At 74.1% G+C, this 24,007-nt stretch carries 24 protein-coding genes and 1 pseudogene; 15 read left to right on the top strand and 10 right to left on the bottom strand.

What is annotated here, in order from left to right; genetic code table 11:
- Positions 1-7 precede the first annotated feature (7 nt).
- Both ABT263_RS32815 and ABT263_RS32810 read left to right on the top strand, forming a co-directional pair.
- A complete protein-coding gene (locus tag ABT263_RS32815) occupies positions 8-277 on the top strand; it encodes a DUF1876 domain-containing protein (protein WP_352296056.1) in 270 nt (89 codons plus the stop codon).
- Positions 274-477 carry a hypothetical protein gene (locus ABT263_RS32810; protein WP_352296054.1) on the top strand — a complete coding sequence of 68 codons (204 nt, stop codon included), beginning with the start codon at positions 274-276 and terminating at the stop codon, positions 475-477. Before ABT263_RS32815 ends, ABT263_RS32810 begins: the two co-directional genes overlap by 4 nt.
- Positions 478-637: 160 nt before the next feature.
- On the opposite strand, the gene ABT263_RS32805 is transcribed toward ABT263_RS32810, so the two are convergent.
- The 5 genes from ABT263_RS32805 to ABT263_RS32785 all read right to left on the bottom strand — a co-directional run bounded on the left by ABT263_RS32805 (position 638) and on the right by ABT263_RS32785 (position 6,019).
- On the bottom strand, positions 638-1,078 hold the full coding sequence (locus tag ABT263_RS32805; protein ID WP_352296051.1) for a PPOX class F420-dependent oxidoreductase: 441 nt from the start codon (positions 1,076-1,078) through the stop codon (positions 638-640).
- A 79-nt stretch (positions 1,079-1,157) separates the two neighbouring features.
- Complete coding sequence (gene qcrB / locus ABT263_RS32800; RefSeq protein WP_352296048.1) at positions 1,158-2,768, bottom strand: cytochrome bc1 complex cytochrome b subunit; 1,611 nt, start codon at positions 2,766-2,768, stop codon at positions 1,158-1,160.
- Between the two features lie 239 nt (positions 2,769-3,007).
- Positions 3,008-4,528: an MFS transporter gene (locus ABT263_RS32795; protein ID WP_329486990.1), complete on the bottom strand. Its 1,521-nt coding sequence runs from the start codon at positions 4,526-4,528 to the stop codon at positions 3,008-3,010.
- A gap of 131 nt (positions 4,529-4,659) precedes the next feature.
- Entirely contained in the window at positions 4,660-5,325 is a 666-nt protein-coding gene (locus ABT263_RS32790) for a TetR/AcrR family transcriptional regulator (RefSeq protein WP_352296046.1), read from the bottom strand.
- 136 nt (positions 5,326-5,461) lie between these two features.
- On the bottom strand, positions 5,462-6,019 hold the full coding sequence (locus tag ABT263_RS32785) for a GNAT family N-acetyltransferase (protein WP_352296043.1): 558 nt from the start codon (positions 6,017-6,019) through the stop codon (positions 5,462-5,464).
- 179 nt (positions 6,020-6,198) lie between these two features.
- Here ABT263_RS32785 and ABT263_RS32780 point away from each other — a divergent pair, with 179 nt between their 5' ends.
- From ABT263_RS32780 to ABT263_RS32755, 6 genes are all read left to right on the top strand, one after another.
- Positions 6,199-7,545 carry an ATP-grasp domain-containing protein gene (locus tag ABT263_RS32780; protein WP_352296040.1) on the top strand — a complete coding sequence of 449 codons (1,347 nt, stop codon included), beginning with the start codon at positions 6,199-6,201 and terminating at the stop codon, positions 7,543-7,545.
- Complete coding sequence (locus ABT263_RS32775; RefSeq protein WP_352296037.1) at positions 7,542-8,393, top strand: Rossmann-like domain-containing protein; 852 nt, start codon at positions 7,542-7,544, stop codon at positions 8,391-8,393. The genes ABT263_RS32780 and ABT263_RS32775 overlap by 4 nt, the downstream gene beginning before the upstream one ends.
- Entirely contained in the window at positions 8,390-9,520 is a 1,131-nt protein-coding gene (locus tag ABT263_RS32770) for a pyridoxal-phosphate dependent enzyme (RefSeq protein ID WP_352296035.1), read from the top strand. Before ABT263_RS32775 ends, ABT263_RS32770 begins: the two co-directional genes overlap by 4 nt.
- Complete coding sequence (locus tag ABT263_RS32765) at positions 9,517-10,569, top strand: dipeptide epimerase (RefSeq protein ID WP_352296032.1); 1,053 nt, start codon at positions 9,517-9,519, stop codon at positions 10,567-10,569. Before ABT263_RS32770 ends, ABT263_RS32765 begins: the two co-directional genes overlap by 4 nt.
- A 66-nt stretch (positions 10,570-10,635) precedes the next feature.
- Positions 10,636-11,451, top strand: a complete 816-nt coding sequence (locus tag ABT263_RS32760; protein WP_352296029.1) for a class I SAM-dependent methyltransferase — start codon at positions 10,636-10,638, stop codon at positions 11,449-11,451.
- A gap of 235 nt (positions 11,452-11,686) precedes the next feature.
- The gene (locus tag ABT263_RS32755) at positions 11,687-12,475 is read left to right on the top strand and encodes a VOC family protein (protein WP_352296027.1); all 789 of its coding nucleotides are present in this window, start codon (positions 11,687-11,689) and stop codon (positions 12,473-12,475) included.
- Between the two features lie 116 nt (positions 12,476-12,591).
- Here ABT263_RS32755 and ABT263_RS32750 read toward each other — a convergent pair whose 3' ends face one another.
- Both ABT263_RS32750 and ABT263_RS32745 read right to left on the bottom strand, forming a co-directional pair.
- On the bottom strand, positions 12,592-13,053 hold the full coding sequence (locus tag ABT263_RS32750) for a hemerythrin domain-containing protein (RefSeq protein ID WP_329486981.1): 462 nt from the start codon (positions 13,051-13,053) through the stop codon (positions 12,592-12,594).
- A 118-nt stretch (positions 13,054-13,171) separates the two neighbouring features.
- Complete coding sequence (locus tag ABT263_RS32745; protein ID WP_352296024.1) at positions 13,172-13,765, bottom strand: TIGR03086 family metal-binding protein; 594 nt, start codon at positions 13,763-13,765, stop codon at positions 13,172-13,174.
- 222 nt (positions 13,766-13,987) lie between these two features.
- Between ABT263_RS32745 and ABT263_RS32740 the strand changes: the two genes are divergently transcribed.
- Together ABT263_RS32740 and ABT263_RS32735 are read left to right on the top strand one after the other, a co-directional pair.
- Positions 13,988-14,560, top strand: a complete 573-nt coding sequence (locus ABT263_RS32740; RefSeq protein ID WP_352296021.1) for a DoxX family membrane protein — start codon at positions 13,988-13,990, stop codon at positions 14,558-14,560.
- Positions 14,561-15,016: 456 nt separating this feature from the next.
- Positions 15,017-17,518 carry a collagenase gene (locus ABT263_RS32735; protein WP_352296087.1) on the top strand — a complete coding sequence of 834 codons (2,502 nt, stop codon included), beginning with the start codon at positions 15,017-15,019 and terminating at the stop codon, positions 17,516-17,518.
- A 90-nt stretch (positions 17,519-17,608) separates the two neighbouring features.
- On the opposite strand, the gene ABT263_RS32730 is transcribed toward ABT263_RS32735, so the two are convergent.
- Positions 17,609-18,370: a PP2C family protein-serine/threonine phosphatase gene (locus tag ABT263_RS32730; RefSeq protein ID WP_352296018.1), complete on the bottom strand. Its 762-nt coding sequence runs from the start codon at positions 18,368-18,370 to the stop codon at positions 17,609-17,611.
- Positions 18,371-18,631: 261 nt separating this feature from the next.
- On the opposite strand from ABT263_RS32730, the gene ABT263_RS32725 reads away from it, so the two are divergent.
- From ABT263_RS32725 to ABT263_RS32710, 4 genes are all read left to right on the top strand, one after another.
- Positions 18,632-19,738: an LLM class flavin-dependent oxidoreductase gene (locus ABT263_RS32725; protein ID WP_329486977.1), complete on the top strand. Its 1,107-nt coding sequence runs from the start codon at positions 18,632-18,634 to the stop codon at positions 19,736-19,738.
- Positions 19,735-20,367: an FMN reductase gene (locus tag ABT263_RS32720; protein WP_352296015.1), complete on the top strand. Its 633-nt coding sequence runs from the start codon at positions 19,735-19,737 to the stop codon at positions 20,365-20,367. Before ABT263_RS32725 ends, ABT263_RS32720 begins: the two co-directional genes overlap by 4 nt.
- Before the next feature lie 280 nt (positions 20,368-20,647).
- Positions 20,648-21,757, top strand: coding sequence for a Dyp-type peroxidase (locus ABT263_RS32715; RefSeq protein WP_502885900.1), 1,110 nt, complete (start codon positions 20,648-20,650; stop codon positions 21,755-21,757).
- The gene (locus ABT263_RS32710; protein ID WP_329486974.1) at positions 21,754-22,572 is read left to right on the top strand and encodes a family 1 encapsulin nanocompartment shell protein; all 819 of its coding nucleotides are present in this window, start codon (positions 21,754-21,756) and stop codon (positions 22,570-22,572) included. The genes ABT263_RS32715 and ABT263_RS32710 overlap by 4 nt, the downstream gene beginning before the upstream one ends.
- Here the strand turns inward: ABT263_RS32710 and ABT263_RS32705 are convergent.
- Entirely contained in the window at positions 22,569-23,156 is a 588-nt protein-coding gene (locus ABT263_RS32705) for an HAAS signaling domain-containing protein (RefSeq protein WP_352296012.1), read from the bottom strand. The two genes, ABT263_RS32710 and ABT263_RS32705, sit on opposite strands and share 4 nt — an antisense overlap.
- Positions 23,153-23,521 (bottom strand): PadR family transcriptional regulator, encoded by a 369-nt coding sequence (locus ABT263_RS32700; protein ID WP_329486972.1) that lies wholly within the window; start codon positions 23,519-23,521, stop codon positions 23,153-23,155. Before ABT263_RS32700 ends, ABT263_RS32705 begins: the two co-directional genes overlap by 4 nt.
- Positions 23,522-23,911: 390 nt before the next feature.
- Here ABT263_RS32700 and ABT263_RS32695 point away from each other — a divergent pair.
- Positions 23,912-24,007 (top strand): annotated as a pseudogene (locus ABT263_RS32695) (electron transfer flavoprotein subunit beta); the annotation flags it as partial.

The raw sequence follows: 24,007 nt of genomic DNA, 5'->3' as shown, positions 1-24,007 counted from the left end.
ATCCGCCATGCAGACACTCGTTGGTTGGCACATCGAGATGGAGTTCCGTGAGGAGGGCGCGCGGACGGCCGCCGCCGCCCTGCTGAGACTCGGTGACGGAACCGAAATCCGCGCCCACGGCTACACCACCCGCCACCCGTCGGACCCGGAGCAGCTGCGGGTCGGCGAGGAGGTCGCCGCCGCCCGGGCGCTCAACGATCTCGCCTCGCAGCTTCTCACCAAGGCCCACGGCGAGATCCAGGACGCCAGTCCCGTCCCGTCCCACCCGCTGTCGTGACGGCGCCGCAGGTCGGTGCCGGGGCCGGGGCCGAGGAGCCCAGGAGGGCCCGCATCCCGCTGATCTGTCCGCGCTGCGGGCGGGAGCAGCGGGTCGTCCCCGGCGGTCCCGACCGGGCCGTGCGGGTCGTGCACGCCGGGACCGGCCGGGAGGCCTGCGAGCCGGGCGACCTCGCCACGGCTCCGGACGACGTGGGCTGAGCCGGGCCCGTCCGGCCCGAGGACGAAGGCGACCCGACAGGCGCAGGCGAACCCCTGGGCGTAGGCGAACCCACGGGCGCAGGCGAACCCGCGGACGACGGCGGTGCCGGGACCGGTCCTGTGACCGGTCCCGGCACCGCCGCGCCCGCCTCGCGGGCCCTCAGTTCGGGCAGTACGACGTCGGCAGCTGCCACTCCGGCCCGACCAGCCGCTGCTCCACCCGGCTGAGCGTGATCCGGATGCCGACCGTCCCGGACAGGCCGAGCCGGAACCGGCTGCGGGCCAGCGCGATCAGGGCGGTCATGCCGTACTTGTTGATCAGCGAGGTGCGGTAGCGCGCGGTGTCGTCCGGGTCGCAGACCGTCGCCCGCGCGGGCAGCTGGCGCCCGGTCGGGCGCCCGTGGGCGTCGCAGGGGCCGACCAGCACCCGGGGGTGGCGGCGGATCCGCTCGGCCTCGCCGGAGTGGGCGGGGGTCCAGATGCCGAGCGCCGTGCCGTCCGCCACCACCCAGATCGCCGAGCGCAGCCGGCTGCCGTCCTCGTCGAAGGTGGTGAGCAGGAGGTATCTGGTGTCGGCCAGCCGGTCGGTACGGTCGTGCACGATGTCCTCCCTGTCCAGGGGCCGGGCGCGGTCCGTTGCCGCGGTCGCGGGCCGGTGCCGCGGCGTCGGAGCGGGCGGCTCAGTGACCGTGGCCGCCGGTGATCTCGTGGTACTCCTCGGCGGTCGGCCGGGGGATCCTGGCGCCCTCGCCGTGCAGTCCGCGGGAGAGCCTCGCGCGGACGCGGGTGAGCGCGCCGACCGGGTGGGCCACCCCATTCTCGTCCACCGGGGCCGGTAGTTCGAGGGGGCGGGGCTGCTCGTGGGCGGTCAGCCGGTGCAGTTCGGCCGGCGCGAGCGGGGCGTGCGCCTCGGTGAACTCACCGTGCGGCAGCCGCCTGATGAGGCCCGTCTCCCGGCCGTGCAGCACCTTGTCCCGGTCGCGCCGCTGGAGGCCCAGGCACCACCGCTTGGTGATCACGAAGACCACCACCGGCACCACGAAGAACCCCACCCGGACGGCGTAGGTGATCGAGTTCAGCGACAGGTGCAGACGGGTGGCGACCAGGTCGTTGCCGCCGCCGACCAGCATCACCAGGTAGAGCGCGATCCAGGCCGCGCCGAGCGCGGTGCGCACGGGGGCGTTGCGCGGGCGGTCCAGGAGGTGGTGCTCGCGCGCGTCCTCGGTCAGCCAGGACTCGACGAAGGGGTAGACCGCGATCGCGCCGAGGATCACCGGGAAGAGCGTGAACGGGATCAGCACGCCCAGGTTGAGGGTGTGCCCCCACAGGCCGACCTCCCAGCCGGGCATCACCCGGATCAGCCCCTCGGCGAAGCCCATGTACCAGTCCGGCTGCGCGTCGGTGGACACCTGGTCGGGGCGGTACGGGCCGTACGCCCAGATCGGGTTGATCGAGGCGACGGCCGCCATCAGCGCGATGATCCCGAAGACCAGGAAGAAGAACCCGCCGGCCTTGGCCAGGTAGACCGGCATCAGCGGCATGCCGACGACGTTCTGCTCGGTCCGGCCGGGGCCCGCCCACTGGGTGTGCTTGTGGTAGAAGACCAGGATCAGGTGCGCGACCAGCAGGCCGAGCATGATGCCGGGGATCAGCAGCACGTGGACGGTGAAGAACCGCGGCACGATGTCGTGGCCGGGGAACTCGCCGCCGAACAGGAACATCTGGACGTAGCTGCCCACCAGCGGGAGGGCCAGGACCACGCCCTCGACGAAGCGGATGCCGGTGCCCGAGAGCAGGTCGTCGGGCAGTGAGTAGCCGAAGAAGCCGTCCAGCAGGCCGAGGAAGAGCAGCAGGAAGCCGAACAGCCAGTTGATCTCGCGCGGCTTGCGGAACGCCCCGGTGAAGAACACCCGCATCATGTGCACGAACATCGCCGCGGCGAACACCACGGCCGCCCAGTGGTGGATCTGCCGGATCAGCAGCCCGCCGCGGACCTCGAAGCTGATGTCCATCGTCGAGGCGTAGGCCTCCGACATCGGCACGCCCTTGAGCGGGACGTACGAGCCGTCGTAGATCACCTCGCCCATGCCGGGCTTGAAGAACAGCGTGAGCCAGACGCCGGTCAGGATGATGATGACGAAGGTGTAGAGGCAGATCTCGCCCAGCATGAAGGACCAGTGGTCCGGGAAGATCTTGCGCACGTTCGCCCTGGCCAGGGTGTAGACCCCCAGCCGGCCGTCCGCCCAGTCGGCGGCCCGCCGGCCGCGTCCGGGGTTCTGATTCCGGGTCATTTCCACGCACCTCGGTCCATGAAGCGGGGATCGTTCCCCGCTTCGAGCTGGGACCAGAGTAAACGGGGCCTGCTCCCCGTTTCTACCCGGGGTGCCGCTGCCGTCTCCACAGCGCCCGGAAACGGCGAGGGGTCCGAAAACGACCGTCCGGAAGCGATGCCCCGGAAACGGCGAGCGGCCCGCCCGGTGTCGAAACACCGGACGGGCCGCTACGCACCCTTTGTGTGTACCCCGGAGGGTCAGTGCACCAGCACCGGCACCTCGTTGCTCTCCACCGCACCCGAACCCGTCGCCGCCTGGTCGGGGCGACCGGCGTTGATCAGGGTGAAGGCGATCGCCGCGGCGGCGACCAGGATGCCGAAGGACCACCAGATCGCGGTCGAGAAGCCGTGCACCATGCCCTGGAACTGCGCCGCCTGGGCCGCGGCCGGGCTGGTCACGGCGGTGGCGTGGGAGGCCAGCCAGGTCGCCGTGGCGCTGGCCGCGATGGTGTTCAGCAGCGCGGTGCCGATGGCGCCGCCGACCTGCTGCGAGGTGTTGACCATGGCGGAGGCGACACCCGCGTCGCGGGGCTCGACACCGTGCGTGGCCAGGCTCATCGCGGGCATGAACGCGGTGCCCATGCCGAGGCCCATCAGGATCAGACCGGGCAGGATCAGCGCCGGGTAGGAGGTGTCCAGGCCGATCTGGGTCAGGATCAGCATGCCGACCGAGGCGACCAGGAAGCCGGGTGCCATCAGGTAGCGGGCCGGCACGCGGGTCATCAGCCGGGCGCCGATCTGGGTCGAGCCGGTGATCATGCCCGCCACCATCGGCAGGAAGGCGACACCGGTGAGCACCGGGCTGTAGCCGAGCACGATCTGCAGGTAGTAGGTCAGGAAGAGGAAGAGGCCGAACATGCCGATCACGGCCAGGCCGAGCGACAGGTAGACCCCGCCGCGGTTGCGGTCCAGGACGACCCGCAGCGGCAGCAGCGGCGCCTTGACCTTCATCTCGACCACGGCGAACGCGGCCAGCAGCACGGCGGCGGCGGCGAACAGGCCCAGCGTGATGCCGGAGCTCCAGCCGTCCGACTCTGCGCGGGTGAAGGCGTAGACCAGGGAGACCAGGCCGGTGGTGACCAGCAGCACGCCAGGGATGTCCAGGCGGTTGCGGTTGCGGCCCTGGGCGGGCTCGCGGATCACCATGACGGCGCCGACGGCGGCGACCACGGCGAACGGGATGTTGACGAAGAAGGTCCAGCGCCAGTTCATGTACTCGGTCAGCAGGCCGCCGAGGATCAGGCCGATCGCGCCGCCACCGCCGGCGATGGCGCCGTAGATGCCGAACGCCTTGGCGCGCTCCTTGGCCTCGGTGAACATCACGGCCAGCAGCGAGAGCGCGGCCGGCGCGAGCAGGGCTCCGAACACGCCCTGCAGGGCGCGGGCGCCGAGCAGCATGGCGGTGTTGGCGGCGGCGCCGCCCAGCGCGGAGGCGAGGGCGAAGCCGGTCAGGCCGACCACGAAGGTCCGCTTGCGGCCCCACAGGTCGGCGATCCGGCCGCCGAACAGCAGCAGGCCGCCGAAGGCCAGCGCGTAGGCGGTGATCACCCACTGGCGGTTGCCGTCGGTGATGCCGAGGTCCTTCTGGGCCGACGGCAGGGCGATGTTCACGATGGTGGCGTCGAGGACGACCATCAGCTGGGCGAGGCCGATGAATATCAGGGCCTTCCAGCGCCGCGGATCGGGCTGGGTGGCCGGCAGGGCGTCGGTTTTTGGCATGGGAGTACTCACTTCGGGGTGCGGTGCGTACGGATCAGGGGAAAGTCGGGGGTGCGGGTGGGCACGGTCGGCCCCGGCCGCCGGTGCGGCAGTGGACCGGCGGGCCGTCGGTCAGCGCTCGGCGCTGCGGGTCAGTGCTCGGGGTGGAAGTCCTCGAAGGTCGCGGCCCGGCCGGGCAGGGTCGAGCGGGCGGGCGCCCGCAGGCCGTCCAGGAACAGCTGCAGGTGCCGGTGGACGAAGCCGTCCAGGAACTGGCAGGAGGTGCCCGGCAGGGGGCGGGTGAGCTGGCTCATCGCGATGAACAGGTCACCGGGGTCGACGTCCGGCCGCAGTTCGCCGGCCTCCTTGGCGCGTGCCATGAGGTCGCCGACGGCGGTCACCAGTCGCTCGCGCGCGTCCACCAGGTCCGGATCGAAGGGGTCGACCCGGTTGGTGAGGATCGGGCACAGGGCGCCCATCTTCTCCTCGACCGTGGCGTGCGCGAACCGCTGGAGGGCGTCGAACGGGCCGGAAGCCTCCGCCGTCGCCGATTCGGCGATGGCCAGGATACGGCCCTTGATGAGCAGCGCCACCTCGCGGATCAGCGCCGAGCGGTCCGGAAAGTTCCGGTACAGCGTGGCGTTGCCCACACCGGCCCGCTTGGCGATCTCGTCCAGCGGCGCGTCCGCGCCGTGCTCGACGAGGGCGTCCCGCGCCGCCAGCAGGATCCGCTCACGGTTGCGAGTCGCGTCCGCGCGCAGCTTCGGCGTGCGGACGGGCTCCGTGGTGCGGGTCGCCGCGGCGACGGTGCTGCTCACTTTCTCGCTCCTCCCAGCATAGCGGGGAAACTCTCCCCGTTTAGGCCTACGAAGGAGCAAACGGGGATTCGGTCCCCGGAAATTCCCCACTGGATGTGACCTGCGTCACATCCACCCGCAGGGTGGAAGCGCGGCGTCAGACCCGTGCCGGCCGGCGCAGCGGGATCTCGAAGTGGACGGTGGCCACCCCGGGGCCGTGCTCGCCGCTCGGGCGGGCGTCGTGGACCTCCTCGGCGAGGCTGCGCCAGAACGCCTCGGCGCCCGGGACGGCGGCGTTGGTGTGCAGGTAGAGGTGCCGGTAGCCGCCCTCGTCCACGGCGAACTCGCATGCCCGGCGCACCAGTTCCCGGGCCAGTCCGTGCCGGCGGTGCGCGGTCCGGACGTAGACCCGGACCAGCTGGGCGGTGCTGCCGTCGGGGTAGCGCTCGGCCAGCTCGCGGGGGTGCGGCGGGTGGACGGGCCCGCGGGAGTGCAGTGCGGTGGTGGCGACCACCTCGCCGTCCCGGGTGGCGACCAGCAGGGCGTGCCGGGGGTGGTCGAGGTAGTGCGCCTGGAGGTCGACCACGTCGGCGTGCCAGTCGGGGACGTAGCCGTAGCCGAACTCGCGGTAGAAGGTGTCCAGGATCAGCCGGCGGGCGCCGGGCACGTCCTCGGGCAGGGCGTGCCTGATCACATAGGCATCCGGACGGTCCATCGGAGGGCTCCACGGGTCGGGTCGGGGCTGGGTCCCCGTCACCGTACCTGAAAACGAATGTCATCTGACGCCCAGTCGGAAGAGCCGTGCGAGCGTGTTGAAAATGAAAACGAATGCCGTTACGGTCGCCTTCGGCACGTCGGACCGGCTTGCCGCGCGCGTCGTCGAGAGGGAGATCCGTGGCGCATCTGCTGGTGATCGAAAGCTGGGTCGGCTCCATGAGCAGACTGCTGCCCAGGGCCCTGGGGGAGAGCGGCCACCGCTTCACCTTCCTCACCCGCGACCTGCACCACTACCTGCGGGCGGCGCCCACCGACGGCCCGCACCCGCTGCTCGCCGCGGAGAACGTGCTCACCGCCGACACCAACGATCCCGCCGCCCTGCTCCCGTACGTCGAGCGGCTGCACGGGGTGCTCGGCTTCGACGGGGTGATCTCCTCCTGCGACTACTACCTGCCGCTGGTCGCCCGGGTCGCCCGCCGGCTCGGGCTGCCCGGGCCGGCGCCCGAGGCCGTCGCCGCGGCCTGCCGCAAGGACCTCACCCGCCGCGCGCTCGCCGCGGCCGGCGTCCCCGGGCCCGCGTACGCGCTCTGCGCCGACCGGGAGCAGGCCCTGGCCGCCGCCCGGGAGCTCGGCTTCCCGCTGGTGGTCAAGCCGGTGGACCTCTGCGCCGGGATGCTCGTCCGCGCGGTCGCGGACGAACGCGAACTGGCCTCCGCGCTCCGGGCCCTGGAGGCCTTCCCGGTCAACGCCCGCGGCCAGCGCCGGGCCCCCGTCGTCCTGCTGGAGGAGCTGCTGACCGGCCCGGAGGTCAGTGTCGAGACCGTCTGCGCCGACGGCGACACCGTGGTGGTCGGAGTCACCGACAAGAGCGTCGGCGGCGCGCCCGCCTTCGTCGAGACCGGCCACATGTTCCCCGCCGTGCTGAGCGCCGAAGACACGGCCGCCGCGGCCGGGACGGCCGTCGCCGCGCTGGCCGCCCTCGGCCTGGACCGGGTCGTCGCGCACACCGAGATCAAACTGACCCCGACCGGGCCCCGGGTGGTGGAGGTCAACCCCCGCCCGGCCGGCAACCGGATCACCGAGCTGGTCCGCCGGGTCACCGGCGTCGACCTCGCCGCCGCCTGCGTGGACCTCGCGCTCGGCCGCCGTCCCGACCTGACCGTCCACCGCACCGGGGTCAGCAGCGCCGCGATCGCCTTCCTCGTCCCGGGGGAGGGGCAGGCCGGCCTGCTGGAGGGCTTCGAGGGCGAACCGGCCGTCCGGCGTGACGGCGCCGTGGTCGAGCTGGCCCTCGCCGCCCCCGGGCGCGACGTCCGGCCCGCCACCAGCAACAACGAGTACCTCGGCCATGTGATGACCACCGACACCGCCGGCGCCGGCGCCCGCCGGGAGGCCGAGCGGCTGGTCGCCGGGCTGACCCCCCGCTACACCGCCGACGGCCCGGACGCGGGGCCCGCCGGGTCGAAGGGCCCGCCCGCACCCCTCCGGTCCGACCGCGCCGCCGGGGCGGCGGTGTCCGGATGACCACCACCCTCCCCGGTACGGCCCTGGACCGGATCGCCGGGCGGGCCCGCGCCGGAGCGTACGGGCCCGACCCGGCCGGGCAGCGGATCGCCCTCGCCTTCACCACCACGCAGGCCGTGCGGCACGCCGGACGCGCCCGCGGCTACCGCAACGAGGTGCTCAGCCTGCGCCTCGGCGCGGCCGTCGGCTCCTGCGCGGTCGAACCCGGCGAGCTGCCCGCCGAGGCGCTCACCGACTGCGTCGGCGCGTCCGTCGCCGAACTGCTCGACCACCCGCTCGTACCGGTCCGGGTCGCCGCGCTCGACGCCTACCTGATGCGTTGCCGCCCGCACGGCCCGGCCCACGGCGCCCGGCCGGTGACCGTCCCGGCCGGTGACTCGCTGGCGAAGTCCCGGGCCCGGGCGCGCGCCGTCGTCGGCCTGCTCCCGGCCGCGACGACCGGCCGGGTGCTGGTCGTCGGCGTGGTCAACTCCCTGCTGGAGCAGCTTCGTTCGCGCGGCCTCGGGTACCTGGCCTGCGACCTCGTCGGCGGCACCACCGAGTGGGGCGAGACCGTCCACCCCGACGCGTCCGCCCGGCTGGACGAGTGCGACGCGATCCTCGCCTCCGGCATGACCCTCGGCAACGGCACGCTCGACCCGCTGCTCGCGCACGCCCGCGCCACCGGCAAGCCGCTGGTGCTCTTCGCCCAGACCGGCAGCGCCGTGCTGCCCCGGCTGCTCGGCGACGGCGTGAGTGCCGTCAGCGCCGAGCCCTACCCCTTCTTCTGGCTCGACGGCGGCCCCAGCCCGCTCCACCTGTACGGCGGGCACCCGCCGGCCGGCCGGGCGGACGGCGGTGGCCGGTGACCACGCTGCTCGCCCCCGCGGCCCTCGGCAACCCCGACCTGCTGCCGCTGCTCGGCCGCACCCCGCTCGCCCGGATCGGCACCCCGCTGCCGCACCCGCACCCCGGCTTCTGGGCCAAGCTGGAGGGCCTCGGCGCCGGCGGGATGAAGGCCCGGTCCGCCGTCGCCATACTCCGCGGCGCCCATGAACGCGGTGAACTCCGGCCCGGCGCCACGGTGGTGGAGTCCACCTCGGGCACCCTCGGCATCGGCCTCGCCTTCGCCGGCCAGGCCCTCGGCCACCCCGTCGTCCTGGTCGGCGACGCCGAACTCGAACCGTCCATGCGCCAGTTGCTCCACTCCTACGGCGCCCGGCTGGAGCTCGTCGACCGGCCGGCCCGGCACGGCGGCTGGCAGGCCGCCCGGCTGGCCCGGGTGCGCACCCTGCTCGACCAACTCCCCGGCGCCTACTGGCCCGACCAGTACAACAACCCCGACAACGCGGCCGGCTACCGGGCGATGGCCCGGGAGATCACCGCCGAGCTCGACCACCTGGACGTGCTGGTGTGCAGCGTCGGCACCGGCGGCCACAGCGCCGGGCTGGCCGAACCGCTCCGCCGCCGCTGGCCGGCCCTGCGGATCATCGGCGTCGACTCGGTCGGCTCGACCATCTTCGGCCAGCCCGCCCGGCCCCGGCTGATGCGCGGACTCGGCAGCTCGATCCACCCGCGCAACGTCGCCCACCAGGCCTTCGACGAGATCCACTGGGTCGGGCCGGCCGAGGCCGTGGACGCCTGCCGCCGGCTGGCCCGCGGGGCCTTCGTCAGCGGGGGCTGGAGCACCGGCGCCGTCGCCCTGGTCGCCGCCTGGGCCGCCCGGGTGCAGCCGGGCGCCGCCGTCGCCACCGTCTTCCCCGACGGTCCGCACCGCTACCTGGGCACCGTCTACGACGACGCGTTCTGCCGGCGGCACGGGCTGGAGGCGGAGCACGCCGCGCCGCGCCCGATCGAGATCCCGCACCCCGCCGCCGTCGAGGTCACCGGCTGGGCGCGCTGGCGCACCGGGTACGGCGGCCCGGCCGGCCCGGCTGTCCGGAGCGACCCCGGGGACCGCCCCGACCCCGCGGACCGCCCCGGGGAGGGCCGATGAGGCTCGACGTGCGCACCGTACGGCTCCGGCTCGCCGAACCGCTGCGGATCTCCCGCTCGGTGACCGCCGAGCGCGACGCCGTCCTGGTCGCCCTGCGGCACGACGGCCTCACGGGCCGCGGCGAGGCCGTCGCCAGCGGCTACCTGCGCCAGCCCACCGAGCTCATCCGGCGTGAACTCGTCGAGCTGCGCCCGGCGTTGGAGCGCCTGCCGGACCCGGACCAGGCGCTCGCCGAACTCCGCCGCGGCGCCGCCCCGTTCGAGGAGCTGTCGGCCGGAGTGCTGGCCGCCGTCGAGGCCGCCCTGCTCGACCTGGCCGGCCGGCGGGCCGGTGAGCCCGTCCACCGGCTGCTCGGCCGGCCGGAGCCGGTGGCCGTCGCCACCGCCCGCACCATCGGCATCGAGCCGCCCGACCGGGCCGCGGACCTGGCCGCCCGGCTGGCCGCCGCGGGGTTCACCGTGCTCAAGGTCAAGGCCGGCTCCGCCGACCCCGCGGACGACCTCGCCCGGGTCCGCGCCGTCCGCGAGGCCGCCCCCGGGGCCGGGCTGCTGCTCGACCCCAACGGCGCCTGGACGGAGGAAGAGGCCCACCGGCTCCTGCCGGCCTTCGCCGCCGCCGGCGTCGAGGCCGTCGAGCAGCCGATCGCCCCCGGCCGTCCGGACGCGCTGGCCGCCGTCGCCGAACGCTCACCGGTCCCGGTGATCGCCGACGAGGACGCCGTCGGCTACGAGGACGCCTGCCGGCTCGCGGGGCGCGTCCACGGGGTCAACCTCAAGCTCGCCAAATGCGGCGGCGTGCACCAGGTGCTGCGCATCCGGGCGGCCCTGCGGGGCAGCGGCACCGAGCTGATGCTCGGCTGCCTCGTCGCCAGCTCGCTCGGCATCGCCCCGGCCGTCCACCTCGCCGACCGGGCCCGCTGGGTCGACCTGGACGGGCACCTGCTGCTCGCCCACGACCCCTGGCAGGGCATCGGCGGCAGCGACGGCATCGTCCGCACCCCGGCCCGGGCCGGACTCGGCGTCCGCCCGGCCCCGGCCGCCGGGCGATGACGCGCCACCGGCCGCCGCCCGCCCCCGCCCGCCCGCCCCCGCCCGCCCACTCCCCAGCGAGGCCCGATGACCGGCCACAACCTGCTCACCGACACCCCGGAGCTCTACGAACTCCGCTTCCCCGACCCGGGGTTCGTCGCCGCCCGGTGGGCCGAGTCGGTGCTCCGCGAGCACCGCGCCGGGCCCGAGGTGCTCGACCTCGGCTGCGGTACCGGCCGGGACGCCGGCTGGCTGCACCGCGCCGCCGGGCGGACGGTGACCGGCGTCGACAGCTCGGAGGCGATGATCCGGCACGCCCGCACCCACCACCCCGGGCCCGCCTACCACGTCGGCGACATGCGGACCTTCCGCCTGCCCGGCCGCTTCGACGCCGTCCTCTGCCTGGACAGCGCCCTCCTCTACTGCCACACCAACGAGGACCTCGACGCGCTGTTCGGCCGGCTCCGCCGCCACCTGCGCCCGGGCGGCCTGCTGGTCGCCGAGCTGCGCAACGGCGCCTTCTTCCTCGGCCGCACCGACCTCCTCGACACCCCGCGCACCGACCGCGTCACGCACGACGGCGTCACCCGCACCTCGCACACCGTGCTCCGGATCGACCACGCCGCCCAGCTCCTGCGCCGCACCCGGACCTGGACGAGCGACGACGGCGCCCCGGCCGTCGTGCAGCACTCGGCCTGGCGGCTGCTCTTCCCGCAGGAGCTGCGCGGTCTGCTCGCCGCCCACGGCTTCACCGTCCTCGACCTCTACGACCGGCCCGGTCCGCGCACCGAACCGCCCTGGACCGAGGGTGCCCGGCCCGCCGACACCGCGGCGGACGACCGCCTCCACCTGGTCGCCCGGCTCCAGGGCCCGGTCGGCGACCGGCGCGGGAGGCGGCGGTGACCGCACCCGCCCCCGGCCGACCCGGCCCACAGGACCCGAGCGGCGCCGCTACGCCGGGTAGCCGCCCGCGCCCGGGCGGTAGCCGCACGCCCGGCGGGCGGCGCGAGCGCCGCCGCCCCCTGCGCGCCGCGGCGTGCCCGGGTCGGCATGTCGGCCTAGGCTGAACCCGCCCGGGCGGCCGGTAGGCCGTGGGAGTCGGGAGGGGCCCGGCGGCCGGGCGCCGAGGAGGTGCGCGATGGGCAGCGGTGAGACCGCCAAGGTGCGCTGCGTGGCGGCCGTTCCGTGCTGGGTGAGCCTGATGGCGCGTGATCTCGACGCGGCGAAGGCGTTCTACGGGCCGCTGCTGGGCTGGGAGTTCGAGCCCGGACCGGACCGCTTCGGCCCGTACGTGCACGCGGTGGCCGGCGGCGAGGCGGTGGCCGGTCTGGGGGTCGCCGGCGGTGCCTGGCAGATGCCCGTGGCGTGGACCAGCTACTTCGGGACGGAGAGCGCCGACGCCGCCGCCGACGCCGTCCGAGAGCGCGGCGCGACCCTGGCGGTGGGCCCGCTGGCCTTCGACGCCGGGCGGGTCGCGTTCGCCGCGGACCCGGCGGGCGCGGTGTTCGGGATCTGGGAGGGCCCGCTGGGCCGGGCCCGGCGCCTGGACCTGCCGGGCGCGCCGGTCTGGATCGAGCTGCGCACGCCGGACCCGTTCGCGGCCGCGCTCTTCTACGGCGAGGTGTTCCGCTGGGACGGCCGCGATCCGGAGCACTTCGAGGTGCGCTGGGAGCACGACCGGGTGGTGCTGCGGGCCGAGGGCCACAGCGTGGCGGCCCTCGCCAGGGAGCAGGCGGGCGGCCCGACCGGGCTGTCACCGCACTGGGAGGTGTCGTTCTCGGTGCCGGACACCGACGCGGCGCTCGCCCAGGCGGAGGAACTCGGCGGCTCGGCCCTCGGGGCGGCCTTCGACTCGCCGTACGGGCGGGTGGCCCGCCTCCAGGACCCGGAGGGCGGCCGCTTCGCGGTGATCAGTCCGAAGGCCTGAGGCCCGGGCCGCCGTAGGGCCGCCGGGCGCCCCCGCGCCCTCGTGGCCGGTCCCGCGCCGCCGTAGGGCCGCCGGGCGCCCCCGCGCCCGCAGCGAGCCCTGACCGGCCGGCGCCGCTACGGCCCCGGCTCGGCGGCCTCCCGCCGCCCGGCCCGCAGCCGCTCGCCGAGTTCGGCCCGGGCGGCGGCCGGCAGCGCCTTCCGGGCGAGCGGGAAGACCTGCTCCTCCTCCACCGCCAGATGCCGGCGGACGGCGTCGGCGAGGCCCTGGTACAGCGTGGCGAAGGCCGGCTCGCCCGGTCCGACCCCTTGCAGGTCGGAGAGGTACTGGCCGATCGCGAGGTGCTCGTGGATGCTCGTGAACACCACCGCCCCGCCGTCCGGCACATCGTGCTGGACGACCGGGAACAGATACTCCTCCTCGGCGGCGCAGTGGGCGAACAGCAGGTCGGTCAGCTGCCCGACCAGCTCGCCGCGCTCGGGCGCGCCGTCCGGCGCGGCCTCGATCCGGGCGAGCAGCTCCGTCACCGCCCGGTGGTCGGCGGTGAACTCGCCGAGGATGTCAGGCCTGCGGCTCATGGCGCGCCCGCCTCTCGTCCGGTGATCCCCCCGAACACCTCCAGTATCCGGCGTCCGGCACCGGTCGGGCCGGTCGGACCACCCCGGGTGACCGGCCGGGCACGCCGGGTGTCACGGGTCAGGGCCGGTCGCGGCGGCCGGCGAGCGCGAGCAGCCGGGTCTGCGGGCTCGCGCCGTCCGGCACCGGCAGCGGCGGGTCGAACACTCCGCTGCCGGAGAGGTCCCCGTAGCCGGCCAGCTCGCCGAGCGCGAACTCCACCAGGCCGTCCGGCAGCCGGGTGCCGTGGCCGGTCGCCTCGGCGAGGTCCCAGGTGTGCACGACGGTGTCGGCGGTGAGCTGGTCCAGGTAGTACTGGCCGGAGGCGTCGCCGAACGAGAGGTGGACGGTCAGCTCGGTGGCGCCGGGCACCTCGAACGCGGTGCGGGCGGCCTCGGCGGCGGCCGTCCAGGCGGCGGCCGGGTCGGCGCCGAGAACGTCGCCGTCGAACCGGCCGCCGACCTCGGAGACGGTCGAGCCCATCAGCAGCTCGGGCACCCAGAGCTGCTCGCCGGTGAGGTGGTTGACGAGGTCCCGCACCGACCAGTCGGTGCACGGAGTGGGCGCGTCCCACCGGTCGGGCCCGACCAGCCGGACGCGCTCGCCGAAGGCCGCCAGCGCCTCGGCGTACGGGGTGCCGGGCCGGGCCGGTCGCTGGAATTCCGTGTGAGCCATGCCTCCACCCTGCCCCGGTGCCCGGCCGGGCGCGACCGGTTGCCACGTACCGGTCGGCCGGTCCGCGTGCCCGTTCGCTCACTCCCCGCACTCGCGCCGGTTGTTCAAATTCGAACTCCCAGGTACGGTCGAACGGCGGCGGTTCGAATTTGAACGACCGGTTCGTCCGTAACCGTCCGTGACCCCCCTTGCTTCGACCGACCCCGATCGATGGAGACGCGCATGCCGAGCACCAGCCCGAGCACGACCGCCCCCACCACCGCCACCGTCCTCCCGGGCCGGGCAGCCCCCGGGCCCGCGCTGACCTCGCCGCACGCCTATGACGCGGGCCTGCTCCTGCTGCGCCTCGCGCTCGGCCTGACCATGGCCGCGCACGGCAGTCAGAAGCTGTTCGGCTGGTTCGGCGGTGGCGGCCTCGACGGCACCGGTCAGTTCTTCACCATGAGCGGCTACCCGGCCGGCGACGCCATGGCCGTGGTCGCCGGTCTCACCGAGACCTTCGGCGGCCTCGCGCTCGCCGCCGGCCTGCTGACCCCGCTGGCCGCGGCCGCCATCCTGGGCACCATGGTCAACGCGCTCGCCGTCACCTGGGGCGGCGGCTTCTTCGCGCCCAAGGGCAGCGAGTACGAGCTGCTGCTCACCGCCGGCGCCGCCGCGCTCGCCCTGACCGGGCCCGGCCGGTACGCCGTGGACCGCTTCCTGCCCGTCCTGCGCGCGCACCGGCTCGCGTACGGCGCGGCCGCGGTGGTGGTCGGCCTGGTCACCGCCGGCGTCATCCTGCTGCTGCGCAAGTGATCCGCCCGGGTCCGGGGTCCGGGTGGTGGTCCGCCCGGTCCGCCCGGTCCGCCCGACCTGCCCGGACCCGGGGGGCCGTCCGGCCCGCACGGTGACGTGCGCGGCCGCCGGCCGCTCAGCTCCCGGTAGGAGAACGGCCGTTGGGCCGAGGAAGTCGATTCCTCGGCCCAACGGCCGTTCGTCGTCACCGGTCCGGGGAGCCTGCCCCGGGGCCCGGCCCGAAGTCCGGTGTCCAGGGGCTTCACACGTCATGTGATGTATGCCATTGTACATGTCACACTCCCCACCGTGTGCACGACGGAGCCGCCCCACGGCGCCGTCGCAACGGTCCTCACTCCCGTCAAGGCCGCGTCTCCCCAGCGCGGTTGAAGAAGGCCCGGAGGCCCCCACGTGAGAACCGCACGACCTTTTTCACCACTGCCTCAGTTGGCCAGGTTGGTGACGATCGCCCTGGCGATGCTCCTGGCGCTCGGTCTGTTCGCCCCGCGCGGCCAGGCCGCCCCCGCCCCGGTCCCGCCCCAGCCCGGCGGCGCCCCGTCCGCCACGGCGGCCGGCCCGGCCCCGCAGCCCGGCATCGGCGCCGCCGCGCAGGGCGACGGCCAGAACCGGTCCGTCCCCGCCAGTGACCGCGCCCCGCTCTCGGCCACCGCGCCCGCGGACGCCGCCTCGACGGGGGCGGCCGCCACGTCGGCCAAGTCCGCCGGGCAGCAGTCCGCCGCCGCGACCGCCGCGGCCTGCAACGTCGGCGACTTCACCAGCCGCACCGGCAGCGCCCTGGTCCAGCAGATCAAGTCCGCCGAACTCGGCTGCGTCAACCAGCTGTTCACGCTCACCGGCACCGACGCCAACAAGGCCTTCCGCGAGGCGCAGATGGTCACCGTGGCCAACGCCCTGCGTGACACCGCCGCCGCCTACCCGGGCAACAACACCACCTCCGCCGGACAGTTGGTGCTCTTCCTGCGCGCGGGCTACTTCGTGCAGTGGTACCACCCCGCCGACGTCGGCACCTACGGCACCGCCCTGCAGACCGCGATCCGTGGCGCGCTGGACACCTTCTTCGCCAACTCCCACTCGCGTGACGTGAGTTCCGACAACTCGGGCACGCTGGGCGAGGCCGTCGTGCTGATCGACAGCGCGCAGGAGAACGTCCGCTACCTGTACGTCGTCAAGCGCATGCTGGCCGACTACAACGCCGCCACCCACAACCCGGCCGGGATGGGGAACGCCCTCAACGGCGTCTTCACCGTGCTGTGGCGCGGCCACCAGATCCCCGCGTTCGTCTCGGCCGTCCAGGCCGACCCGAGCGTGCTGGACTCGCTGTACGGCTTCGCCGGCGCCAACAACGCCCTGCTCGGCGGTGACTACGGCTTCCTGGTCTACAACGCCACCCGCGAGATGGGCCGCTTCCTCCAGTACGCCCCGCTGCAGGCCAAGGACCGCCCGCTGGTCAAGGGCCTGGTCGACCAGGCCTCGGTCGGCGGCCGCACCGCCTACCAGTGGGCCGCCGCCGCCGAGATGACGGCCGCCTACGACGCCGCCAACTGCTCGTACTACGGCACCTGCGACGCCGCCAACCGCCTCAAGGCGGCCAATCTGACGGTCAGCTACACCTGCAGCCCGAGCATCAAGATCCTCGCCCAGGCCCTGGACTCCACCCAGCTGTCCACCGCCTGCACCAGCCTGACCGGCCAGGACGCCTACTTCCACTCCGTGGTCCGCGACGGCGGCCCGGTGGCCAACGACCGGAACACCACCATCGAGGTCGTGGTCTTCCACGGCCGCTTCGACTACGGCGTGTTCGCCGCGATCATCTACGGCATCAACACCAACAACGGCGGCATGTACCTGGAGGGCGACCCGGCCGCGGTCGGCAACCAGCCGCGCTTCCTCGCCTACGAGGCCGAGTGGGTGCGTCCGGACTTCCAGATCTGGAACCTCAACCACGAGTACACCCACTACCTGGACGGCCGGTTCGACATGGCCGGCGACTTCAACGCCGGGATGACCACGCCGACCGTCTGGTGGGTCGAGGGCTTCGCCGAGTACGTCTCCTACTCGTACCGCAAGGTGTCGTACGACGCGGCGATGTCCGCCGCCGGCCTGCACACCTACAGCCTGAGCACGCTCTTCGACACCACGTACGACAACGCCGACCAGACCCGCGTCTACAACTGGGGCTACCTGGCCGTCCGTTACATGCTGGAGAAGCACCGCGCGGACATGGACGCGGTGCTCGCCAAGTACCGCGCCGGGGACTGGAACGGCGCCCGCGGCTACCTGACCTCCACCATCGGCACCCGCTACAACGCCGACTTCGACGCCTGGCTGACCGCCTGCGCGGCCGGCTCCTGCGGCACCGGCACCGACCCGGGCGGCAACCAGGCGCCCACGGCGGCCTTCACGACCGCGACCGGCGAGCTGAGCGTCACCTTCGTCGACCGCTCCACCGACAAGGACGGCACGATCGCCTCCCGCGCCTGGAACTTCGGTGACGGCACCAGCTCCACCGCCGCCAACCCGACCAAGACCTACGGCGCGGACGGCACCTACACCGTCACCCTGACCGTGACCGACGACAAGGGCGCCACCGCGAGCACCAGCCGGGCGGTCACCGTCTCGCGGATGCCCGAGTGCTCCGCCGCCGACACCCGCCTGCTCGACCGGAACTGCCGGCGCAGCAACCTGGCGGCGACCACCGGCAACTACGCCCACTTCTACCTCTACATCCCGGCCGGGACGAAGCAGCTGAAGCTGACCAGCACCGGCGGCACCGGCAACGCCGACCTCTACTTCAACACCGCCTCGTGGGCGTACACCAACGCCTACACGGCCCGGTCGGTCAACGCCTCCAACAACACCGAGACCCTTACCATCGACAACCCGCCCGCGGGTTACGTCTACGCCAGCCTCTACGCCCAGCAGGGCTTCGGCGGCGCGAACATCAAGGCCGAGTTCTGATCGGCCCCGGATGACCGGAGGCCCCGGGGGAGCGCGTGCGGCGCTCCGCCGGGGCCTCCCGCGTGGGCCCGGCGGCGGCTCGCGCCGGGGCTACCCGGCGACCCGGACCAGGGCCATCGTGATGTTGTCCGGCCCGCCGGCCTCGATCGCCGCCCTCCAGAGGTCGTAGACCGCGCGCCCGTCGGCCCGTTCCGATCCTTCGGCGGAGCCCGTCAGCAGCGCCGACAGCTCCTCCTCCGGCACCGGATCGGTCAGGCCGTCGCTGCACACCAGGTACCGGTCACCGACCGCCAGCGGCATGCCGCGCCCATGCGGTTCGACGAAGGTCAGGCCGAACGAGCCGCCGAGCGACTGGGTGATCAGCGAGGTGGTCCGCCGCCCGGGGGCCGGCGGCGGACTGTCGTCCACGCTGATCCGGCGCAGACCGTCCCGCTCCACCCGGTAGACCCGGCTGTCGCCGACGTTGAAGGCGACGATCCGCGCGGGGAGCAGCACCACACCCGCCACCGTCGTGCCCATCGCGGCGAGTTCCGGATCCTCGGCCGCCGCGGCGTACACCGCCTGGTTGCAGGACTGCAGGGCCTCCCGGACGGTCTCCTCGCCCTCCAGGCCCGGCCCGGCGGCGGCCAGCCGCCGGGCCACCAGCGCGCTCGCCACCTCGCCCCCCGGGTGCCCGCCGAGCCCGTCCGCCACCGCGACCACGCAGGGCGGTCCGGTCGGGAAGAGCAGGGTCTGCGGGTTGCCGGTCACGGTCGCGCAGAGCGTCCACGGCCCGACCGTCAGGCTGTCCTCGTTGTGTTCGCGCACCAGGCCCTCGTGGCTCAGCGCACTCACCGCGATGTAGGCCGCCATCGGCTCGCCGCCCTTCCGGGACTCCGGGTCGGCCGTCCTTGCTCCTCCCATTGTCCCGCCGGCCCGGGAAGCCGCCCGGTCCGCCCCGGGGTCCTCAAGGCCAGCCCGGCCCGTGTACCGGTACGGCCCCGCACCCGTGCGGTCCTGGGCGGCCCGCGGGGCGCGCAGGGGAATACCGGCGGAGCGGCCGGTGCTAAGGTGGTTGAAACTTTGACGATCGGATCCCGCGCCCCGGGATTCACCAGGAGTGTGGTGAGCAGCATGCAGTTCGGAATCTTCACCGTCGGCGACGTCACCCCCGACCCGACCACCGGCCGCACCCCGACCGAGCACGAGCGGATCAAGGCGATGGTGGCCATCGCCCGCAAGGCCGAGGAGGTCGGCCTGGACGTCTTCGCGACCGGCGAGCACCACAACCCGCCGTTCGTGCCGTCCTCGCCGACGACCATGCTCGGCTACATAGCCGCGCGGACCGAACGCATCATCCTCTCCACCTCGACCACGCTGATCACCACGAACGACCCGGTGAAGATCGCCGAGGACTTCGCGATGCTCCAGCACCTCGCGGACGGCCGGGTCGACCTCATGATGGGCCGCGGCAACACCGGCCCGGTGTACCCGTGGTTCGGCAAGGACATCCGCCAGGGCATCCCGCTGGCGGTCGAGAACTACGCGCTGCTGCACCAGTTGTGGCGCGAGGACGTGGTGGACTGGTCGGGCCGCTTCCGCACCCCGCTGCAGTCCTTCACCTCCACCCCGCGCCCGCTGGACGGCGTCGCGCCGTTCGTCTGGCACGGCTCGATCCGCAGCCCGGAGATCGCCGAGCAGGCCGCCTACTACGGTGACGGCTTCTTCGCGAACAACATCTTCTGGCCCAAGGAGCACTTCCAGAAGCTGGTCGACCTCTACCGCGAGCGCTACGCCCACTACGGGCACGGCACGGCGGAGCAGGCCTACGTCGGGCTCGGCGGCCAGCTGTTCATGCGGAAGAACTCGCAGGACGCGGTGCGCGAGTTCCGCCCGTACTTCGACAACGCGCCGGTGTACGGCCACGGCCCCTCGCTGGAGGAGTTCACCGAGCAGACCCCGCTCACCGTGGGCAGCCCGCAGGAGGTCATCGAGAAGACGCTGACCTTCCGCGAGTCGTTCGGCGACTACCAGCGCCAGCTGTTCCTGATGGACCACGCCGGCCTGCCGCTGAAGACCGTGCTGGAGCAGCTGGACCTGCTGGGAGAGGAGGTCGTGCCGGTGCTGCGCGAGGAGTTCGCCAAGGGCCGCCCGGCGGGCGTCCCGGACGGGCCGACGCACGCGGCCCGGGTCGCGGCCGCACTCGCCGCGCAGGAGGAGACGACGGAGGTGGCCGAGTGAGCACGTACCGACTGGCGGTGGTGACCGCCGGGCTGAGCAAGCCGTCCTCGACGCGCCTGCTGGCCGACCGGCTGACCGAGGCGACGGTCCGTCAGCTCGGCTCGGCAGGCGGCGCGGTGGACGTCACGGTGATCGAACTGCGGGACCTCGCGACCGACATCGCGCACAACTTCGTGACCGGGTTCCCGGGCGCGGCCCTGCGCGAGGCGGTCGAGGCGGTGACGCGCGCCGACGGCCTGATCGCCGTGACGCCGATCTTCACCGCCTCCTACAGCGGCCTGTTCAAGTCCTTCTTCGACGTGATCGACCACGACGTCCTCGCTGGGAAGCCGGTGCTGATCGCCGCCACCGGCGGCACTCCCCGGCACTCGCTCGCCCTGGAGCACGCCGTCCGGCCGCTCTTCGCCTACCTGCGCTCGGTGGTCGTCCCCACCGCGGTGTACGCGGCGACGGACGACTGGGGCGCGACGGGGGACCGGCACACCGACGGCCTGCCGGGCCGGATCGACCGGGCGGCCGGCGAGCTGGCCACCCTGCTGGCCGGCCGCCCGCCGACGGCGGCGCCGTCACCGGCCGACACACCGGCCGTGGTGCCGTTCGCCGAGCAACTGGCCGCCCTCCGGGCCTGACGGCACGAACGGGCGACGGCCGGAGCGGGACGAGAGCCGGGGCGGGGCGGGACGAGGGGCGGGCCGAGTGGCCCGCCCCTTACGGGGGCGTCCGCCGGGCCGTGGCGCTGGGCCGGACGGGTGCGTGTGATCGCGCCCGAATGTCCACTATGCGGTGTAATCGTACACATGATCAGATCACTGCCGGTCCGTCATGCTCCGAGCGCGGAGCCGCTCCGCCCCACCGGCCGTCCGGTCGCGGACCGCCGGACCGGGCGGGGAAGCACGCGGGAACCCTGAGGTGGAGACCGCCGTGCCGCCCGAGAGCCCGAACGCGCCCGCCGGGGAGCCGCAGGCCGTCCTCACCCCGCTGACCAACGTCGCGATCTTCCTGGTGCTCACCATCGACCCCGGCGGCGAGCAGGCCGTCCGCGACCTGCTGCCCGACCTCGCCGGCCTGCGGCGCTCGGTCGGCTTCCGGGCCCCCGACGCCGGGCTGACCTGCGTCACCGGCATCGGTTCCGACGCCTGGGACCGCCTCTTCGCCGGCCCCAGACCCGCCGGGCTCCACCCGTTCCGGGAGGTGGCGGGCGCCCGTCACCGGGCCCCCGCCACCCCCGGCGACCTGCTGCTCCACCTGCGGGCCACCCGGTTGGACCTCTGCTTCGAACTGGCCGGCCAGCTCACCCGCCGGCTGGCCGGTGCCGCCACCGTCGTGGACTCCGTCCACGGCTTCCGCTACTTCGACGACCGCGACCTGCTGGGCTTCGTCGACGGTACCGAGAACCCCGAGGGGCGGGCGGCCGCGGCGGCCGTGGTGGTCGGCGCGGAGGACCCGGGGTTCGCCGGCGGCAGCTACGTCGTCGTCCAGAAGTACCTGCACGACCTCACCGCCTGGAACACCCTCCCGGTGGAGCAGCAGGAACGGGCCGTCGGCCGCACCAAGCTCACCGACATCGAGCTGGACGACGCGACCAAGCCCGCCGACTCGCACGTCGCCCTCACCACGGTCACCGGCCCCGACGGAGAGGAGCGGCAGATCATGCGCTTCAACATGGCGTTCGGATCCTTCGACGGCGGCGGCGAGTTCGGGACGTACTTCATCGGTTACGCGCGCACGCCCGAGGTGACGGAGGAGATGCTGCGCAACATGTTCGTCGGCCGCCCGCCGGGCAGTCACGACCGGCTGCTCGACTTCTCCACGGCGGTGACCGGCTCGCTCTTCTACGTCCCGACCGCCGAGTTCCTCGACGGGCCGCCGGCCGCGCCCGCTCCCGCCGGCGCCCCGGCCGAGGTCACCGCCGCCAGTGCCGCCAGCGCCAGTGCCGCCACCGCCAGTACCGACACCGCCCCCTCCGCCGCCGACGGCTCGCTCGGCATCGGCAGCCTGAAAGGGACCCCTTCGTCATGAGCAATCTGCACCGCGACCTGGCCCCCGTCTCCGCCGCGGCCTGGGAGGAGATCGAGGAGGAGGCCCGGCAGACCTTCAAGCTCCACATCGCCGGCCGCCGGGTGGTGGACCTGAGCGGCCCCGAGGGCACCACCCTCGCCGCCGTCGGCACCGGCCACCTGACCGGCATCACCCCGCCCGCCGACGGGGTGCTCGCCCACGCCCGCGACTCCCAGCCCGTCGTCGAGCTCCGGGTGCCCTTCACCGTCAGCCGCGCCGCCGTCGACGACGTCGAGCGCGGCTCCCGCGACTCCGACTGGCAGCCGGTCAAGGACGCGGCCCGCACCATCGCCCTCGCCGAGGACCGCGCCGTCTTCGAGGGGTACCGGGCCGCCGCCATCGAGGGCATCCGCGCCGGTGCGAGCAACCCGGCGATCCAGCTCCCGGCGGACGTCCGCGAGTACCCGAACGCGGTGGCGAGGGCGCTCTCCGCGCTGCGCCTCGCCGGAGTCGGCGGGCCGTACGCGCTGCTGCTCGGCGCCGACGCCTTCACCGCGGTCAGCGAGACCAGCGACCACGGCTACCCGGTGGCGGCGCACATCGCCCGGCTCCTCGACGGCGAGATCATCTGGGCCCCGGCCATCGAGGGCGCCTTCCTGCTGTCGGCCCGTGGCGGCGACTTCGAACTCGTCCTCGGCCAGGACATCTCGGTCGGCTACCTCTCCCACACCGCCGACTCGGTCGACCTCTACCTCCAGGAGTCGCTGACCTTCCGTCTCTACACGGCCGAGGCCGCCGTCGCCCTGGTCGGCCGGAGCCTGTCCGACCTGCCCTAGCGGAGCCGGGCGGCCGAGCGGACCAGCCGGGCGGCCGCCACCACCGGGAGGGCCAGGGTCACCAGGAGCGCGATCGTCACCGTGCGCGCGCTCAGGCCGCCGAGCACCACCGAGAGCACCGCCGCGACCACCGGGAGGACCAGGACGGGCGAGAGCGCGAGCAGCGTCGCCTCCCGCTTCTCCCGCCGGGACCACTGCGGGGACTTCCACAGCCGGACGAGCCCGACGACCGCGGCGATCAGCCCCAGCGGCGCCCCGATCACCGGGACGAGCGCGGCCGGCAGCGGTACGGCGATCAGGGCGGCGGTGACCGCGGTCCGCCCGCCGCTCTCCGGCACCGGCCGGTCGTCGCCCGGTTCCTCGGCCAGCGCGGCCGCCGCGATCTCGCCGGGCGCCCCCAGCTGGTCCAGTACGCCTCGCACGCCGTCCCCGTCGAGGTGGCCGGCGTCCGCCAGTGCCACCTCGATGTGCTCGCGCAGGTCCGCCAGCAGCTCCCGGCGGTGGAGCTCGGGAAGCGCGGCCGTCAGCGCCTCGACTGAGGAGAGGTAGTCCCGTACGAGGGGGTGGGCGAGGGTGTCCGTCACGGCGTCTCTCCAGGGGTGAGGAAGTGGTCGACGGCGGCGCGGAAGGAGGGCCAGCTCGTGGTGAACTCCTCCAGCGCGCTCCGGCCGGCGTCGGTCAGCGTGTAGTACCTGCGCGGCGGCCCGCTCTCGGAGTCCCGCAGGTGGGTGTCGGCGAGCCCGGTCCGCCGGAGGCGGGACAGCAGGGGGTAGATCGTGCCCTGGCTGGTGGCCATCACCTCGACCCGGGCGAGCTCCGCCAGCAGCTCCACGCCGTAGCGGGGTCCGTCCCGGAGCAGGGCCAGGACGCAGTACTCCAGCACCCCCTTGCGGAGTTGGCTCGCCACGGGCCCGTCCGCCGCAGGGATGCTTGCATTGCCAGCTACCATGCAAAGCAAGGTAGCACGCAGGGCATGATGGCCGCAGCGCGCGAGCGTCCGGCCCGGTCGGGGGCCGCCGGACGGGTGGCCCCGGCGGGGGCCCGCCCGGAGGGTCCGGTGGATTCCGCACGGCGTCCTGGACGATGCTCGCGGGCGCCCGGGGTGCCCCCGGGGGCACCCCGGCGACGGGCGAAGGGTACTGAGTTCCTTTACGCGGGGTACTGAGTGCCGTATTCTCTGAGGCGAGCCTCTGACGCCAGTCGAAGAGAGCCGACACGGCATGCCGGTCCAGGTGGCGCCCGCTCCCGCGTGCGGCGCGGCCGGGCCGGACTTGGCACTCAGTACCCTGGGCATGACCTGAGGCCATGGACCAGTGCACCCGTATCAGGAGAACCGCTCATGAGCTTGAGGATCGTTGTCTGTGTGAAGTACGTGCCGGACGCGACGGGTGACCGTCGTTTCGCGGACGACCACACCACCGACCGGGAGGGTGTG

Source organism: Kitasatospora sp. NPDC001603, assembly GCF_040298365.1.
In the GTDB taxonomy this organism is placed as follows: Bacteria; Actinomycetota; Actinomycetes; order Streptomycetales; family Streptomycetaceae; genus Kitasatospora.
The sequence above is the reverse complement of the archived record's forward strand: the minus strand, read 5'-3'. Positions and strand labels throughout refer to the sequence as shown.

Excerpts from the sequence above, each read along its gene's own strand:
- ABT263_RS32740 (WP_352296021.1), top strand. The coding sequence starts at position 13,988 with ATGCCGAGCACCAGCCCGAGCACGACCGCCCCCACCACCGCCACCGTC.
- ABT263_RS32750 (WP_329486981.1), bottom strand. The coding sequence starts at position 13,053 with ATGAGCCGCAGGCCTGACATCCTCGGCGAGTTCACCGCCGACCACCGG.
- ABT263_RS32735 (WP_352296087.1), top strand. The coding sequence starts at position 15,017 with ATGCTCCTGGCGCTCGGTCTGTTCGCCCCGCGCGGCCAGGCCGCCCCC.
- ABT263_RS32745 (WP_352296024.1), bottom strand. The coding sequence starts at position 13,765 with ATGGCTCACACGGAATTCCAGCGACCGGCCCGGCCCGGCACCCCGTAC.
- ABT263_RS32785 (WP_352296043.1), bottom strand. The coding sequence starts at position 6,019 with ATGGACCGTCCGGATGCCTATGTGATCAGGCACGCCCTGCCCGAGGAC.
- qcrB (WP_352296048.1), bottom strand. The coding sequence starts at position 2,768 with ATGACCCGGAATCAGAACCCCGGACGCGGCCGGCGGGCCGCCGACTGG.
- ABT263_RS32755 (WP_352296027.1), top strand. The coding sequence starts at position 11,687 with ATGGGCAGCGGTGAGACCGCCAAGGTGCGCTGCGTGGCGGCCGTTCCG.
- ABT263_RS32730 (WP_352296018.1), bottom strand. The coding sequence starts at position 18,370 with ATGGCGGCCTACATCGCGGTGAGTGCGCTGAGCCACGAGGGCCTGGTG.
- ABT263_RS32775 (WP_352296037.1), top strand. The coding sequence starts at position 7,542 with ATGACCACCACCCTCCCCGGTACGGCCCTGGACCGGATCGCCGGGCGG.
- ABT263_RS32725 (WP_329486977.1), top strand. The coding sequence starts at position 18,632 with ATGCAGTTCGGAATCTTCACCGTCGGCGACGTCACCCCCGACCCGACC.
- ABT263_RS32795 (WP_329486990.1), bottom strand. The coding sequence starts at position 4,528 with ATGCCAAAAACCGACGCCCTGCCGGCCACCCAGCCCGATCCGCGGCGC.
- ABT263_RS32815 (WP_352296056.1), top strand. The coding sequence starts at position 8 with ATGCAGACACTCGTTGGTTGGCACATCGAGATGGAGTTCCGTGAGGAG.
- ABT263_RS32710 (WP_329486974.1), top strand. The coding sequence starts at position 21,754 with ATGAGCAATCTGCACCGCGACCTGGCCCCCGTCTCCGCCGCGGCCTGG.
- ABT263_RS32760 (WP_352296029.1), top strand. The coding sequence starts at position 10,636 with ATGACCGGCCACAACCTGCTCACCGACACCCCGGAGCTCTACGAACTC.
- ABT263_RS32765 (WP_352296032.1), top strand. The coding sequence starts at position 9,517 with ATGAGGCTCGACGTGCGCACCGTACGGCTCCGGCTCGCCGAACCGCTG.
- ABT263_RS32700 (WP_329486972.1), bottom strand. The coding sequence starts at position 23,521 with ATGGTAGCTGGCAATGCAAGCATCCCTGCGGCGGACGGGCCCGTGGCG.